Here is an 18,061-nt window from a genome sequence, read left to right as displayed (position 1 = left end):
TCAGCGCCCCGATGGGGGTGCCGTGAGCAGCGGGAGGCTGGTCTACCGGTGAGTAACGGTGACGCTGTGCAGCAGGTGTCGGGGCTCGGGTTCTGGCGTGACCGCCTCGCCTCGGCGCCGAAGGAGCTGTCGCTGCCGATCGACCGGCCCTATCCGGCGGAGGCCGCCGCCCCGGTGGTGCTCGCCCGGCCGTTACCCGATGCGGACGAGCTGACCCTGCTGGCGGCGTTCACCGTGGTGTTGTCCCGTTATGCGGGAACCACCGACGTCCAGCTGGGAATCGGCTCGCTGGTGCCGCTGCGGGTGGACCTGGGTGGCTCGCCCGGGTTCGCCGACGTGGTGGCCCGGGTGCGCGAGGCGCGCGAGGAAGCGCTGGCGCACGAGGTGCCGTTCGCCGACCTCGTCGCCGAGCTGGAGCCCGAGCCCGGTCGCGGGGGAGCGCCGCTCGTCAACGTCGGCTTCGGCGCCGAAACGGACCTCCCGCTGGACCTGAACCTGACCGCCGGCGGCCTGCGCTACCGCGCCGACGTTTTCAACGAGTCCACTGTGGACCGCATGCTCGGACACCTGCGGCACCTCCTCGCCGAGGCGGCCGAGCGTCCACAGTGGCCGGTCGGCCGGCTCGCCCTGATGACCGCGCCGGAGCTGCACGAGATCCTGGACGCCTGGAACGACACGGACCTCGCCGCCCCGCCGGCCACGTTCCCGGAGCTGTTCGCGGCCCGCGTCCGCGAGCACCCGGACGCCGTCGCGCTCGTCTTCGAAGACGAGGAGCTGACCTACGCCGAACTGGACGCGCGCGCGAACCGGCTCGCCCACGTCCTCATCGGACGCGGCGCCGGTCCGGAGCGGGTGGTCGCGCTCGCCGTGCCGCGGTCGGTCGAGATGATCGTGGCCGAGCTGGCGGTGCTCAAGGCCGGTGCCGCGTACCTGCCGCTGGACCAGGACTACCCGGCCGAGCGGATCGCGTTCATGGTCGCCGACGCCCGGCCGGTGTGCGTGGTCACCACCCGTGCTCTGGCCGACCGGTTCGACGGTGCGGTACTGCTGCTGGACGAGGTGCACACCGGCGACGTCCCGGCGACGGATCCGGCCGCCGCGATCGTCCCGGCCAACGCCGCCTACGTCATCTACACCTCCGGATCCACCGGACGCCCCAAGGGCGTCGTCGTTTCGCACGCGGGCGTGGCGAAGCTCGTGGCGACGCAGTCCGGGCGGTTCGGCGTGGGCCCGCACAGCCGGGTGCTGCAGTTCGCGTCGCCGAGTTTCGACGTCGCCTTCTGGGACCTGTGCCTCGGCCTGCTCTCCGGCGGGCGCCTGGTGGTCGTCCCGGCCGAGCGCCGGGTGCCCGGCCCCGAACTGGCCGGATACGCGCACGCCCACGGCGTCGACTTCATGATCCTGCCGCCCGCGCTGCTCGCCGAGTTCCCCGACGACTGCGACTTGCCGCGGAACAGCGTCCTGCTGGCGGGCACCGAACGGGTGTCGCCGGAGCTGGTGCGGCGGTGGGCGCCGGGGCGGCGGATGTTCAACGCCTACGGACCCACCGAGGCCACCACCAACTCGACGCTCGGCCTCTGCGACCCGGAGCTCGCGCCCGGCTCGGCCGTGCCGATCGGCGTCCCGGACCCCGGCACCCGCGCCTACGTCCTCGACGCGCACCTCGCCCCGGTCCCGGTCGGGGTGGTGGGGGAGCTGTACCTCGCCGGAAGCGGCCTGGCGCGCGGCTACCTCGGGCGGCCGGGGTTGACGGCGGAACGGTTCGTGGCGGACCCGTTCGGTTCGGGCGGACGGCTCTACCGGACCGGTGACCTGGTCAAGTGGCTGCCGGACGGCCGGCTGGTGTTCCTCGGCCGGGCGGATGACCAGGTCAAGATCCGCGGCTACCGGATCGAACCGGGCGAGATCGAGTCCGTCCTCGCCGGACACCCGCGCGTCGGGCAGTCGGTTGTCGTCGCGCAGGACGGGCAGCTGATCGCGTACGCCGTGCCGGTGCCCGACCGCGACCAGGCGGCCGAGCAGGGCCACGTCGACGAGTGGCGCGACGTCCACGAGGAGATGCTCGCCGGCTCCCACGGCATCGAGGAGAACTTCGCGGGCTGGAACTCCAGCTACGACGGCTCCGGGCTCCCGCTCGGCGAGATGCGGGAGTGGCACGCGGCGACGATCGAGCGTATCCGGGCGTTGCGGCCGAAGCGGGTGCTGGAGATCGGGGTCGGCAGCGGGCTGATCCTTTCACGGATCGCTCCGGACGCCGAAGCCTATTGGGGCGTCGACCTTTCCGAGAGCGCGATCGAGAACGTCCGGCGCGAAGTCGCGGCGATGCCGTTCGCGGGCAAGGTGCACCTGGCGGCCCGGCCCGCGCACGATCTCGGCGAGCTGCCGGAGTTCGACACGGTGATCATCAACTCGGTCGCCCAGTACTTCCCGAGCGCGGACTACCTCGCGGAGGTCGTCAAGACCGCCGCGGGCGTGCTGGAGCCGGGCGGGACGATCTTCCTCGGCGACATCCGCAACCTGCGTTCGCTGCGGGCGTTCCGGACCGCCGTCGAGCTGCACCGCGGCCGGGCCGACGTCGCCGCGGTCGACCAGGCCATCGCCCGCGAAGGCGAGCTCGTCCTCGATCCGGACTTCTTCCCGGCCCTGGCCCGGGAGCTCGACGGCTTCGGCGACGTCGACCTGTGGGTCAAGCGCGGCGAGGCGCACAACGAGCTGACCCGGCACCGCTACGACGTCGTCCTGCGCAAGGCGCCGCGGCCCGCCGCGGTCGAAGAGCAGGTCGTCGCGTTCGGCGACCTCGCTGCGGTGGAACGGTTCCTGGCCGCCGAGACGCCGGAGCGGCTGCGGGTCACCGCGATCCCGGACGCGCGGCTGGCCGGTGAGCTGGCCGCGGTCCGCGCCCTGGACACCGGCGACGCCGAGGCAGCCCTGGCCGCGCTCGGCCGCCGGGACGGCGTCGACCCGGAAGCGCTGTACCGGTTCGGCGAGCGGGCCGGCTACCGCGTGGCGGTCACCTTGGCGGCCGAAGGACTGGAAGCCGTCTTCACGAAGGGTGAAGCCGGCCAGGCCTACCGCCCGGTGCGGCCGGCGGGCACGCCAGGGTCCTACGCCAACAACCCGGCGGCCCGGCGGGAAACCGGGGCCCTCGTGGCGTCGCTGCGCGCCCACGTGCGCGACCGGCTGCCGCGGTACATGGTGCCGTCGGCGTTCGTCGTCCTGGACAAGCTGCCGGTGCTCGCCTCGGGCAAGCTCGACCGCAAGGCCCTGCCGAGCCCCGAGCGGTTCACCGCCGGACCCGGCCGCGCGCCGCGCAACCCGGTCGAGCAGCTGCTGTGCGAGCTGTTCGCCGACGTCCTCGGCGTCCCGCAGGCCGGGCCGGACGACGACTTCTTCGCCCTGGGCGGGCATTCGCTGCTGGCCACGCGGCTGATCCAGCGCATCCGCGCGGCCGTCGGCGCCGAGGTGCCGGTGCGGGCGGTGTTCGACGCGCCGACCCCGGCCGCGCTCGCGGACGTCCTGGCCGGTGCGGTGACCGGCACCGAACGGCGGCCGCTCGGGCGCGTCACCGAACGGCCCGGACGGTTGCCCCTGTCGTTCGCGCAGCAGCGGCTGTGGTTCCTGCACGGCCTGGAAGGCGGCTCGGCGACCTACAACGTCCCGCTCGTCATGCGCCTGGCCGGCGAGCTGGACGTCGACGCGCTGCGTGCGGCGCTCAACGACGTCCTGGACCGGCACGAGGCGCTGCGGACGGTGTTCCCGGTCGTCGACGGCGTCCCGTACCAGGAGATCCTGGCCGAAGGGACGGTGGAACTCACCGTCCGGGCCGTGTCCGATGTGGACGCGGAGGTCGATCTGCTGGTGCGGGCGGTGTTCGACCTCGGTGCCGGCGTGCCGGTGCGCGCGGAACTGCTCACCGCCGACCCGCGCCGGCACGTGCTGGTCCTGATCGTGCACCACATCGCCGCCGACGGCTGGTCGCTGTCCCCGCTCTGGCGGGACATCGCCACCGCCTACCGCGCCCGCCTCCGCGGTGACGCTCCACAGTGGACGCCGCTGCCGGTGCAGTACGCGGACTACACGCTGTGGCAGCGTGAGCTCCTGGCCACCGAAGAGCCGGCCCAGCTCGCGTACTGGCGCGAAACGCTGGCCGGCCTGCCCGACCGGATCCCGCTGCCGCTCGACCGGCCCCACCCGGCGGTGTCGGCCTACCGCGGCGGGTTCTTCACCTTCACCTGGGACGCCGGGCTCCAGGCCGCGGTCGCCGACCTCGCGCGGGCCTGCGGCGCCAGCCCGTTCATGGTCGTGCACGCGGGCCTGACGGCCCTGCTGTCCCGGCTCGGCGCGGGCACCGACATCCCGATCGGCACCCCGATCGCCGGCCGCACCGACCCGGCGCTGGACGACCTCGTCGGCTTCTTCGTCAACACGCTGGTCCTGCGCGTCGACGCCGGGGGCGACCCGTCGTTCCGCGACCTCGTCGCCCGCGTGCGCGAGCGCAGCCTCGACGCCTACGCCCACCAGGACGTCCCGTTCGAGCGACTGGTCGAAGCGCTCAACCCGGCGCGGTCGCTGGCGCACCACCCGCTGTTCCAGACCATGCTGGCCTGGCAGAACACCCCCGGCGCCGGCGTCGAGCTGCCCGGCCTGACCGTCACCGGGCAGCCCGTGGGCACCGGCACGGCGAAGTTCGACCTCTGGTTTTCCTTCACCGAGCGGGCCGACGGCCTGCACGGCCAGGCCGAGTTCAACGCCGAGGTGTTCGACCGGTCCACCGTCACCGGCCTCCTCGACCGCCTGGAAGCCCTGCTCCGGCAGGTCGCCGCGGCCCCGGACCGCCGCCTCGGCACCCTGGACGTGCTCACCCGGGCCGAGCGCGACGGACTCGAAAAGATCTGGTCAGGGCCGGTCCGGGAGATTCCCGCGGTCACCGTGCCCGAGCTGTTCGCGGCCCAGGTCGCGCGGACGCCGGACCACCCGGCCCTGGTCTTCGAGGACGAGGAACTCACCTACGCCGAACTCGACGCCGTCTCCACCCGCCTCGCCGGGGTGCTGGCCGGGCGGGGCGCCGGGCCCGAGCGCGTGGTCGCTCTGGCCCTGCCGCGCTCGACGCACCTGGTCACCGCCATCCTCGCCGTCCTCAAGACGGGCGCGGCCTACCTGCCGCTCGACCCCGGCTACCCGGCCGACCGCATCGCCTTCATGCTCGAAGACGCGGACCCGGCGCTGGTGCTGGCCGTCGCGGAGACCGCCGTCGCGGGCGCGCTGCTGCTCGACGACCCGGCCACCCTCGCCGGGGTTTCGGACGCACCCCTGGACGTCGTGCTGCGGCCGGAGCACCCGGCGTACGTCATCTACACGTCCGGATCGACGGGCCGGCCGAAGGGCGTCGTCGTCCCGCACGCCGGGATCGTCAACCGGCTGCTGTGGATGCAGGCCGAATACGGCCTCACCGGCGACGACCGCGTGCTGCAGAAGACGCCGTCCAGCTTCGACGTGTCGGTGTGGGAGTTCCTCTGGCCGCTGATCACCGGGGCCACCGAAGTGCTGGCCCGGCCGGACGGCCACAAGGACCCCGCCTACCTCGCCCGGCTCATCCGCGACCGCGCGGTCACGACCGTCCACTTCGTCCCGTCGATGCTCCAGGTGTTCCTCCAGGAACCGGCGGCGGCCGGCTGCACCGCCCTGCGCCGCGTGCTGTGCAGCGGCGAAGCCCTGCCCCTCGACGCCGTCGCCCGGTTCGGCGAGGTGCTGGACGCCGAGCTGCACAACCTCTACGGCCCGACGGAAGCCTCGGTCGACGTCACCTCCTGGCGGACGTCCGGTGCGGACACCTCCGTCCCGATCGGACGTCCGGTGTGGAACACGCGGACGTACGTGCTCGACGCCGCCCTGCGCCCGGTGCCGCCGGGCACCCCCGGTGAGCTGTACCTCGCCGGTGTCCAGCTGGCTCGCGGCTACCTCGGCCGCGCCGGGCTCACTGCCGAGCGGTTCGTCGCCTCGCCGTTCGAGCCGGGCGAGCGGATGTACCGCACCGGCGACCTGGCCCGGTTCCGCCCCGACGGGGTCCTCGAATTCCTCGGCCGCGGCGACGAGCAGGTCAAGATCCGCGGCTTCCGCGTCGAACCCGGCGAGATCGCCGCGACGCTGGCCGCGCACGACGACGTCGCCCACGCCGTCGTCGTCGCCCGCGAAGACCGCCCCGGTGACGTCCGCCTGGTCGGGTATGTCGTCCCGGCCGACGCCTCCGGTACGGCCGAGGAGGAATCCGCGCAGGTCGGCGAGTGGCGCGAGCTGTACGACTCGATGTACTCCGGCGACGGCGACGAGTTCTCCGGCTGGAACTCCAGCTACACCGGCGAGCCGATCCCGCGCGCGGAGATGCGCGAATGGCGCGACGCCATCGTCACGCGGATCCGCGAGCTGTCGCCGCGGCGGGTCCTGGAAATCGGCGTCGGCAGCGGCCTGCTGCTGACCGAGCTGGCCCCGGACTGCGAGACGTACTGGGGCACGGACTTCTCCGCCGAGGTCATCGCTTCCCTGGGCGAGCGCGTCGCGGCCGACCCGGCCCTCGCCGGGCGCGTCGAACTGCGTACCGGCGACGCGGCCGACGTCACCGGCCTGCCGCCGGGGTTCTTCGACACCATCGTGCTCAACTCCGTCGTCCAGTACTTCCCGAGCGGGGCGTACCTCCTGGACGTCGTGCGCAAGGCCCTCGCGCTCCTCGCCCCCGGTGGCTCGGTGTTCGTCGGCGACGTGCGGGACCTGCGCCAGGTCCGGGCGTTCCACACCGCCGTGGCCCAGGCGCGCGGCGGCGGCGTCGAACAGCGCCTGCTGCGGGAGAAGGAACTGCTCGTCGCGCCGGAGTTCTTCGCGGGCCTCGACGGGGTCGCCGCGGACATCCGGGTCAAGCGCGGCCGGGCGGTCAACGAACTCACCCAGTACCGCTACGACGTCGTCCTGCGCCCCGGCACCGCCGCCGCGCCCCAGGTCGAGACGCTGACGTGGGGCACCGATGTGTCCGCTGTGGACGATGTGGTCGCAGGGCGTTGCGACGGCCTGCGCGTCGAAGGTGTCCCGAACGGACGGCTCACCGACGGCGTGAACCCGGAGGAGTGGTACGCCCTGGGTGCGGTCGTCACCTGGTCCGCGGCCGGCGACGGCTCGGTCGACGTCCTGTTCACCGGTGGTGATCCGGCCGGCGCGTTCCGGCCCGGTCCGGATCCGGTCCTGGCCTACACCGGCAACCCCCGCCGGTCGCGGCTGAGCACGGCGTTGCCGGCGCAGCTGCGGGCCCTCGCCGCCGAACGGCTGCCGGAGCACATGGTGCCGTCGGCGATCGTCGTGCTCGACACGCTGCCGGTGACGGCCAACGGCAAGCTCGACCAGCGCGCGCTGCCGGCCCCGGACCGGAGTGCCCCGGTCTCGGACCGCGAGCCGCGGACCCCGGCCGAGCGGCAGCTGTGCGAGCTGTTCGCCGACGTCCTCGGCCTGCCGCGGGTCGGTCCGGACGACAGCTTCTTCGCCCTGGGCGGGCATTCCCTGCTGGCCACCCGGCTGATCGCCCGCGTCCGCACGGAGTTGCGCGCCGAGCTCGAAGTGCGGTCGGTCTTCGAGACGCCGACCCCGGCGGGCCTGGCCGCGGTGCTCGCCACCGCCCGCGGCACCGCGCGGCCACCGCTGGTCCCCGCCCGCCGGCCGGACCTCGTCCCGCTGTCCGGCGCCCAGCGGCGGCTGTGGTTCCTGCACCACCTCGAAGGACCGTCGGCCACCTACAACGTCCCGCTGGTCATGCGGCTGGAAGGCGAACTCGACGTCGACGCGCTGCGCACGGCTCTGTCCGATGTGGCCGCCCGGCACGAGGCCCTGCGCACCCGGTTCCCGCAGCGGGACGGCGTCCCGTACCAGGACATCCTCCCGCCCGGGGGCATCGACCTGCCGGTGCGCGCGGTCGACGACCTCGGCGCGGCGCTGACCGGCCTGGTCCGGGGTTCGTTCGACCTCGAGGAGCACGTGCCGGTGCGCGCGGAGCTGCTGCGGCTCGGTGCTCGCGAGCACGTCTTCGCGCTGGTGTTCCACCACATCGCCTCCGACGGCTGGTCGATGGCCCCGCTGTGGCGGGACATCGCCACGGCCTACGCCGCCCGCTCCGCCGGCGAAGCTCCACGGTGGACGCCCCTGCCGGTGCAGTACGCGGACTACACGCTCTGGCAACAGGACCTGCTCGGCCGCGAGGACGACCCCGGCAGCGTGCTGAACACGCAGCTGGACTACTGGCGGGAGACCCTCGACGGGCTGCCGGACCGGATCGAGCTGCCCCTGGACCGGCCGCACCCGGCGACCGCGACGTTCCGCGGCGAACTGCACACCTTCACCTGGGACGCCGGCCTGCACACGCGGCTGGCCGAGCTGGCCCGGGAGAGCGGCGCCAGCGTGTTCATGGTCGTGCACGCGGCCCTCGCCGCCCTGCTCACCCGCCTGGGCGCGGGCACCGACGTCCCGATCGGCTCGCCCATCGCCGGCCGCACCGACCCGGCCCTGGACGACCTCGTCGGCTTCTTCGTCAACACCCTGGTGCTGCGCGTGGACACCGGCGGCGAGCCGTCGTTCCGCGACCTCCTGGCCCGGGTCCGGGAGCGCAACCTGGACGCGTACGCGCACCAGGACGTGCCGTTCGAGCGACTGGTCGAGGTGCTCAACCCGGCGCGGTCGCTGTCGTACCACCCCCTGTTCCAGGTCATGCTGGCCGGCCAGAACAACGCCCGCGCCGAGGTGACCCTGCCCGGCCTGGCCGTCACCGAGATCCCGGTGACCACCGGCACCGCCAAGTTCGACCTGTCGATCTCGCTGACCGAACGCGCCGCCGGGATCGACGGCGTGCTGGAGTTCAACGCCGACGTCTTCGACCACGAGGGCGCGAACGCGATCCTGCGCCGCCTCGAAGTGCTGCTGCGTGCGGCCTTGGCCGAGCCCGACCGGCCGGTCGGCGCCCTGGACCTCCTCGAGGGTGACGAGCGCGAACGGGTGCTGACCCGGTGGGCCGGATCCCCCGAACCGGCCGGCACCGAGACCTTCCCCGGGATGTTCGCCCGCCGCGTCGCCGAGGCACCCGACGCCGTGGCGCTCGTCTTCGAGGACGTCGAGCTCACCTACGCCGAGGTCAACACCCGCGCCAACCGGCTCGCGCACCTGCTGCGCGACCGCGGAGCCGGGCCGGAGCGGGTGGTCGCGCTGGCCGTGCCGCGGTCGGCGGACATGATCGTCGCCGAGCTGGCGGTGCTCAAGGCCGGCGCCGCCTACCTGCCGATCGACGTCGACTACCCGGGCGACCGCATCGCCTACCTGACCGGGGACGCGGCGCCGGTGTGCGTGGTGACGACCGCGGACGTCGAGGCGAAGCTGCCCGCGGCCCTGCCGCGGGTCCTCCTCGACGACGCGGCGCTCGCCGGGATGTCCACAGAGGACCCGCAGGTCGCGATCGCGCCGGAGAACGCGGCGTACGTCATCTACACGTCCGGCTCGTCCGGCCGGCCGAAGGGGGTCGTCCTCCAGCATTCGGGGGTCGCCAAACTGGTCGCCACCCAGGTCGAACGGTTCGGCGTGGGCCCGCACAGCCGGGTGCTGCAGTTCGCGTCGCCGAGTTTCGACGTCGCCTTCTGGGACCTGTGCCTCGGCCTGCTCTCGGGCGGTCGGCTCGTCGTGGTCCCGGCCGAGCGGCGGGTCGCGGGCCCGGCGCTGACCGAGTACGCGCACGCCCACGGCGTCGACTTCATGATCCTCCCGCCGGCGCTGCTCGACGCCATGCCGGCGGACCTCGACCTGCCGCGCGACAGCGTCCTGCTCGCGGGCACCGAGCGGGTGTCGCCCGAGCTGGTCCGCCGGTGGGCGCCGGGGCGGCGGATGTTCAACGCCTACGGCCCCACTGAGGCGACCACCAACTCGACCCTCGGCGAGAGCGACCCGGCCGAGCTGGCGGACGCGACCGTCGTCCCGATCGGCGTCCCCGACCCCGGCACCCGGGCGTACGTGCTCGACGCCGGGCTGCGGCCGGTCCCGCCGGGCGTGGTGGGGGAGCTGTACCTCGCCGGCTCGGGCCTCGCGCGCGGGTACCTCGGGCGGCCGGCGTTGACCGCCGAGCGGTTCGTGGCGGACCCGTTCGGCTCGGGTGGACGCCTTTACCGGACCGGTGACCTGGTGAAATGGCTGCCGGACGGCCGCCTGGTCTTCCTCGGCCGGGCGGATGACCAGGTCAAGATCCGCGGCTACCGGATCGAACCGGGCGAGATCGAGTCCGTGCTGGCCGAGCACCCGGCCGTCGGGCAGTCGGTGGTCGTCGCGCGGGACGGGCGGCTCATCGCCTACGCCGTGCCCTCGGCCGGGCGGGACGAAGAAGCGGAACTGGACCACGTCGGCGAGTGGCGCGAGCTGCACGAGAACGTCTTCACCGAAGCCGCCTCCGGCGGCCTGGAGGAGAACTTCACCGGCTGGAACTCCAGCTACGACGGCTCCGAAATCCCCTTCGACGAGATGCGGGAGTGGCACGCGGCCACGATCGACCGGATCCGCGCGCTGCAGCCGAAGCGGGTCCTGGAGATCGGGGTCGGCAGCGGCCTGATCCTGTCGCGGATCGCGCCGGACGCCGAGGAGTACTGGGGCGTCGATCTGTCCGAAAAGGCCATCGCCAACCTGCGGCGAGAACTCGCGGCGACGCCGTTCGCGAGCAAGGTGCACCTGGCCGCGCGCCCGGCGCACGACCTGGGTGAACTGCCGGAGTTCGACACGGTGATCATCAACTCGGTCGCCCAGTACTTCCCGAGCGTCGGCTACCTCGCCGAGGTCGTCCGCACGGCCGCGGCGCACGTCCGGCCGGGTGGCGTGGTCTTCCTCGGCGACATCCGGAACCTGCGTTCGCTGCGGGCGTTCCGGACGGCGACCGAGCTGCGCCACGGCCGGCGGGACGTCGCCGCGGTGGACCAGGCCATCGCCCGCGAGGGCGAGCTGGTGCTCGACCCGGACTTCTTCCGGGCCCTGGATCTCGACGGCTTCGGCGACGTCGACCTGTGGGTCAAACGCGGCCACGCGCACAACGAACTGACCCGGCACCGCTACGACGTCGTCCTGCGCAAGGCGCCGCGACCCGCCACCCCCGAAGAGCTGGTCGTTTCCCTGGACGAGCTGGAACAGGCCTTGGCGGCCCGCCCGGCCCGGCTGCGCGTGACCGGCGTGCCGAACGCCCGGCTGTCCGGTGAACTCGCCGCCGTGACCGCGCTGGCCGCGGGCGACCCCGAGGCGGCGCTGTCCGCTTTGGAGGATCGGTCCGGCGTGGATCCCGAGACCCTGCACGACCTCGGCGAGCGGCACGGTTACCGCGTGTACGCGACCCTCGGTACCGACGAGGGTGCCCTGGAAGTCGTGTTCACCACGGGCGAGGCGACGCGGATTCACCGCGGCCGTCCGGTCCGGGCCGCGCTCGAGGCGCTGGGCAACCACCCGGCCGGCCAGCGGGACACGAGCGCGCTCGTGTCGGCGTTGCGGGCGCACGTCCGCGACCGGCTGCCGCAGTACATGGTGCCCTCGGCGGTCGTGCTCCTGGACCGGCTGCCGCTGCTGGCTTCGGGCAAGCTGGACCGCCGGGCCCTGCCGAGCCCCGACAAGCAGGCGGCCGCCGGCGGCCGGGCCCCGCGGACGCCGGTCGAGGAAGTCCTGTGCGGACTGTTCGCGGAGGTCCTCGACACGTCCGTCGGCGTCGACGACGACTTCTTCGCCCTCGGCGGGCATTCGCTGATGGCGACGCGGCTGGTCGCGCGGCTGCGTCCGGTGTTCGGCGTCGAACTGCAGGTGCGGTCGGTGTTCGAGACGCCGACGGTCGCCGGGCTGGCCGCGCTGCTGTCCACCTCGGCTGCGTCGGCCGCCCGGCCGGCCCTCGTCCGCGCCGACCCGCGGCCGGACGTGCTGCCGCTGTCGTTCGCCCAGCAGCGCCTGTGGTTCCTGCACCGTCTGGAAGGCCCCTCGGCGACGTACAACATGCCGACGGCCGTCCGGCTGACCGGCGAGCTCGACGTCGACGCGCTGCGCACGGCTCTGTCCGATGTGGTCGGGCGCCACGAAGCCCTGCGCACGGTCTTCCCGGAAATCGACGGGGAAGCCCGGCAGCTCGTGCTCGACGACGGCACGATCCCGCTGCCGGTCAGCGTCGTCACCGAGGCCACCCTGGCCGACGCGGTGTCCGAGGCGGCCGGTGCGGTGTTCGAGCTGGAGTCGGAAATTCCGCTGCGGGCGGCGCTGCTCCGCCTCGGCGCCCGCGAGCACGTCCTGGTGCTGGTCTTCCACCACATCGCCTCCGACGGCTGGTCGACCGCGCCGCTGTGGCGGGACCTGGCGACGGCCTACACCGCCCGGCGCGCCGGTGATCCTCCACAGTGGACGCCGCTGCCGGTGCAGTACGCGGACTACACGCTGTGGCAGCGGGATGTCCTGGGCGAGCCGGTGATCGAGCCGCAGCTGGCCTACTGGCGCGAGGTGCTGGCGGACCTGCCGGAGCGCATCGAGCTGCCGACCGACCGGCCGCACCCGGCGGAGGCGTCCTACCGCGGCGAGCAGTTCGCCTTCGGCTGGGACGCCCGGCTCCACAGTGGACTCGTCGAGCTGGCCCGCGCCTGCGGCGCCAGCGTGTTCATGGTCGTGCACGCCGGGCTGACCGCGGTGCTCACCCGGCTCGGCGCGGGCACCGACATCCCGCTCGGCACGTCCATCGCCGGCCGCACCGACGCCGCCCTCGACGACCTCGTCGGGTTCTTCGTCAACACCCTCGTCCTGCGCGTGGACACCGGCGGCGACCCGTCGTTCCGCGACCTGGTCGCCCGGGTGCGGGACCGCAGCCTCGACGCCTACGCCCACCAGGACGTGCCGTTCGAGCGCCTGGTCGAAGCGCTGAACCCGGTCCGGTCGCTGGCCTACCACCCGCTGTTCCAGACGATGCTCGCCTGGCAGAACAACGCCGTCGCCGACCTGGCCCTGCCGGGCCTCACCGTCGCGGAGGAACCGGTCCGCACCGGCACCGCGCGCGCGGACCTGACGTTCTTCGTCGGGGAGCGGCCCGGGCACCAGGCCGGGATCCACGGCACCGCGGAGTACAACAGCGACGTCTTCGACCGCGCGAGCGTCGAGGCCATCCTGGAGCGGCTCCGGATGCTCCTGGCCGCCGTCGTCGCCGACCCGGACACCCGCATCGGCGCCGTCGACCTGCTCACCGCGGCCGAACACGAGCAGCTCACACCCGCGCCCGCGACCCCGCTGCCCGCGGAGACGGCAGCCGGGCTGTTCGCGGCCCAGGCCGCGCGGACCCCGGACGCGCCGGCCCTGGTGTCCGGCACCGAACGGCTCACCTACGCCGAGCTGGACGCGCGAGCCACCGCGCTGGCCGGAGCCCTGCTCGTGCGGGGCGCGGGCCCGGAACGCGTGGTGGCGGTCGCGTTGCCGCGGTCGGCCGAGCTGGTCGTCGCCCTCCTGGCGGTGCTCAAGACCGGCGCCGCCTACCTGCCGCTCGACCTGAACCATCCGGCCGAGCGCATCGAGCTGATGCGCACCGACGCCGACCCGCACCTGGTCGTCGCCCGCGAAGGCTTCGGGGACCGGCTCGTCCGGCCGGGTGACACCGGACCGGAACCGGCCTGGCCGCCGATCAGCCCGGACCACCCGGCGTACGTCATCTTCACGTCCGGCTCGACCGGCCGCCCGAAGGCGGTCGCCGGTACCCAGCGCGCCCTGGCCAACCGGCTGCACTGGGGCCGGGACGTCGCTCGGGGCGTGCGCGTGGCCAAGAGCGCACTGACGTTCATCGACGGCTCGACCGAGCTGCTCGGCGGCCTGGTCGCGGGTGACCCGGTGGTCCTCGCCGACGACGTGACGGCCACCGATCCGCATGCCCTCGCCGCGCTGGTGCGGGAGACCGGCGCCCAGGTGCTGACCGTGGTCCCCAGCCTCCTCGACACCTTTGCCGAAGACGCCGAGGCCGGCGCGTTCGGCTCGGTGACCACGTGGATCACCAGCGGCGAACCGCTTTCCGAAGCCTTGGCCGGGAAGGTCGCGGCCCGGTGGCCGTCGGCGAAGCTGGTCAACCTCTACGGCTGTTCGGAGGTCGCGGGCGACAGCCTGGCCCAGGTCTGCGGCCCGGTGGCGATCGGGCGCCCGATCGCGAACACCCGCGCGTACGTCCTCGATGCCGCGTTGCGGCCGGTGCCGCCGGGCGTGCGCGGGGAGCTGTACCTGGCCGGCGCCGGGCTCGCGCGCGGCTACCTCGGCCGGCCGGCGCTCACCGCCGAACGGTTCGTCGCCTCGCCGTTCGAGCCGGGGGAGCGGCTGTACCGCACCGGCGACCTCGTCCGCCGCCGCGCCGACGGGGCGTGCGAGTTCCTCGGCCGCGCCGACCAGCAGATCAAGATCCGCGGGTTCCGCGTCGAGCCGGGCGAGGTGGAAGCCGCGCTCACGGCCGACGCGTCGGTGGCCCGCGCCGCCGTGATCGCCCGGGAGAACCGGCTGATCGCCTACGTGGCGCCGTCGGGTGACCCGGTCGCGCTGCGGGCGTCCCTGGCCGCGCGGCTGCCGGAGTATCTGGTGCCCTCGGCGATCGTCGTCCTGCCCGAGTTGCCCGTGAACGCCCACGGCAAGCTGGACCGCGCCGCCCTGCCCGACCCGGAGGTGCGCACGTCCGGGCGGGTCGCGCGGACCCCGGCCGAACAGGCGTTGTGCGAACTGTTCGCCGACGTCCTCGGCGTCGGTCCGGTCGGCCCGGACGACGGGTTCTTCGCCCTCGGCGGGCATTCCCTGCTGGCGACGCGGCTGGTCAGCCGGATCCGCGCGCTGCTCGGCGTCGAGGTGCCGATCCGGGCGGTGTTCGACGCGCCGACCCCGGCCCGCCTCGCCGAGCTCCTGGACCCGGGCCGGCGCGGCCGGCCCGCGCTGGTGCCGGTGCCGCGCCCCGAGGTGCTGCCGCTGTCGTTCGCGCAGCAGCGGCTGTGGTTCCTCGACCGGCTGGACGGACCGGCCGCGACCTACAACATCCCGTGGGCGTGGGAACTCACCGGCCCGGTCGACGTCGTCGCCCTGCGGGCCGCGCTCGGCGACGTCGTGGAGCGCCACGAGATCCTCCGCACGCTGCTGGTCGAAGCGCAGGGCACGCCGCGGCAGGTCGTGCTCGACCGGGCCCGCCCGGTACTGGTCACCGAGACCATGGCCGCGGCCGACGTCGCCGGGCGCGTCACGGCCGCCGCGTCGTACTGCTTCGCCCTCGACGCCGAGATCCCGGTCCGGGCGACCCTCGTCTCGGCCGGGCCCGACCGGCACGTGTTCGTGCTGCTGGTGCACCACACCGCGGGCGACGGCTGGTCGCTGCCGCCGCTGAAGCGGGACCTCGACACCGCCTACGCGGCCCGGCTCCGCGGTGAGCGTCCACAGTGGACGCCGTTGCCGGTGCAGTACGCGGACTACACGCTGTGGCAACGGCAGCTGTTCGGCCGCGCCGACGACCCGGACAGCGTGCTGGGCCGCCAGGCGGCGTTCTGGCGCGACACCCTCGCGGGGATCCCCGACGAGCTGGCCCTCCCGGCGGACCGGCCGCGCCCGGCGCGGTCGACCGGCCGCGGGGCCGCGGTGCCGTTCACCGTGCCCGCGTCCGTCCACCGGGGACTGCGGGAACTGGCCCACCGCAGCGCCACCAGCACGTTCATGGTCCTGCAGGCCGCGCTGGCCGCGCTGCTCACCCGGCTCGGCGCGGGCACCGACATCCCCCTCGGGACGCCGGTGGCCGGCCGCTCCGACCACGCCCTGGAGGACCTCGCCGGGTTCTTCGTCAACACCCTCGTCCTGCGCACGGACACCGGCGGCGACCCGACGTTCCGCGAGCTCCTGGGCCGCGTCCGTGAGGCCGACCTGGCCGCGTACGCCCACCAGGACCTGCCGTTCGAGCACCTCGTCGAACTGCTCAACCCGCCCCGGTCGCTGGCCCGGCACCCGCTGTTCCAGGTCATGCTCGCGGTCTACCACTCGGGTGCGGAGCCGGAACGGCTGCTCGGGCTGCCCGCGGCCTACCGGGACACCGGGCTGCGGCAGGCGAAGTTCGACCTCTCGTTCGACCTGGTCGAGACAGCCGAAGGCATCGACGGCGACCTCGGATTCAGCCTCGACCTCTTCGACGAGCCGACCGCGCGGACCCTCACCGAGCGCCTGGTGCGGCTGATGACCGCCGTCGTCGCGGACCCGGACCGGCCGCTGAGCCGGATCGACGTCCTCGATGCCCCGGAGCGGGAGCGCATCCTGCGCGGCTGGGGTGCCGGGGCGCCGCTGACGCTCGCGGCGCCGACGGTGGTGGACCGGCTGGCTGCCCAGGTGGCGGCGACCCCGGACGCGACCGCCTTGAGCGACGCCGGTTCGAGCGTCACGTTCGCGGAGTTCGCCGCGCGGACCGACCGCCTCGCCCGCTGGCTGGCGTCGCACGGCGCGGCCCCGGAGCAGGTCGTGGCGCTCGTGCTGCCGCGCTCGGCGGCGGTCGTCGAGGCGATCTTCGGGGTCTTCAAGACGGGCGCGGCCTACCTGCCGGTGGACCCGGACCAGCCTGCGGACCGGATCGCGGCGATCCTCGCCGACGCCGGTCCCGCCTTGGTGCTGACGAGCCGCTCGCTGGCTTCGCCGGTGCCCGGCGCACTGTTCGTCGAGGACATTGTGGACAGTGCGGCGGCGCTGACTCCGCCGTCGCCCGCGAACCCGGCGTACGTGCTCTACACCTCCGGGTCCACGGGCAAGCCCAAGGGTGTGGTCATCCCGCACGCCGGGCTGGTCAACCTGTTCCACAGCCACCGCGAGACGCTCTACCGCCCGGCCGTCGCCGCGGCGGGCGGGCGGCGGCTGCGGGTCGGGCACGCGTGGGCGTTCTTCTTCGACGCGTCCTGGCAGCCGCAGCTGTGGCTGCTCGACGGGCACGAGGTGCACGTCGTCGACGACGACACCCGCCGCGACCCGGACCGGCTGGCGGCGGTGGTGCGCGAGCGCGGGCTCGACTTCCTCGAGCTCACGCCGTCGCACTTCGCGCAGCTGGCCGCGGCCGGGGTGATCGCGGACGGCCGGTGTGCTCTGGGTGTCGTCGGCGTCGGCGGTGAAGCCGTTTCGCAGCCGCTGTGGGAAACCCTGGGCTCGATGCCGGGCACCGAGGCGTACAACCTCTACGGCCCGACCGAGGCCACTGTGGACGCTCTGGTCGGCCGCTTCGGCGACGCCGACCGGCCGGTGATCGGCCGTCCGGTGCACAACACGCGGGCGTACGTGCTCGACGGCGGCCTCTCTCCGGTCCCGGCCGGGGTGCCGGGTGAGCTGTACCTGGCCGGCGCCGGGCTGGCCCGCGGCTACCACGGGCGGCCGGGGCTCACCGCCGACCGGTTCGTTGCCTCGCCCTTCGAGCCGGGGGAGCGGATGTACCGCACCGGCGACCTGGTGCGCTGGCGGCCCGACGGGCAGCTGGACTACCTCGGCCGCACCGACGACCAGGTCAAGGTCCGCGGCTTCCGGATCGAACCGGGCGAGATCGAGACGGCCCTGACCCGGCACGACGACGTCACGCAGGCGCTCGTCGTCGTCCGTGAGGACCGGGGCAAGCGGCTGGTCGCGTACACGACCCCGGCGACCGCAAATCCCGTGCGGCTGCGGGAGTTCCTCGCCCGGTCGCTGCCGGAGTACATGGTGCCGGCGGCGATCGTGCCCCTCGGCGCCTTCCCCGTGACTCCCAACGGGAAGCTGGACCGGGCGGCGTTGCCGGCGCCGGAGTTCGAAACCCGCGGGCGGGCGCCCGGGACGCCCGTGGAGAAGGCCCTCTGCGAGATCTTCGCGGAGGTTCTGGACGTCGCCGCCGTCGGCGCCGACGACAACCTGTTCACTCTCGGCGGCCACTCGATGCTGCTGGTGGTCCTGCGCAACCGGATCACCGAGCGGCTCGGGACCGAGCTGGCCATCGCCGAGTTCTTCCGTACCCCCACTGCGGCGGGCCTCGCCGCGCTGCTGACCCGAGACCCGGAGTAGA

Annotated in this window: 1 protein-coding gene; it reads left to right on the top strand. The window is 74.1% G+C overall.

Features of this window, described 5'->3' with window-relative positions:
- Window positions 1-48: 48 nt before the first annotated feature.
- Window positions 49-18,060, top strand: coding sequence for a non-ribosomal peptide synthetase (locus C2L59_RS37785; protein ID WP_103354397.1), 18,012 nt, complete (start codon window positions 49-51; stop codon window positions 18,058-18,060).
- Window position 18,061: the final 1 nt, after the last annotated feature.

It is taken from the genome of Amycolatopsis sp. CA-128772, from assembly GCF_002904295.1.
GTDB lineage: Bacteria > Actinomycetota > Actinomycetes > Mycobacteriales > Pseudonocardiaceae > Amycolatopsis.
Note: the sequence above shows the minus strand (reverse complement) of the source record. Positions and strands in the feature narration are given on the sequence as shown.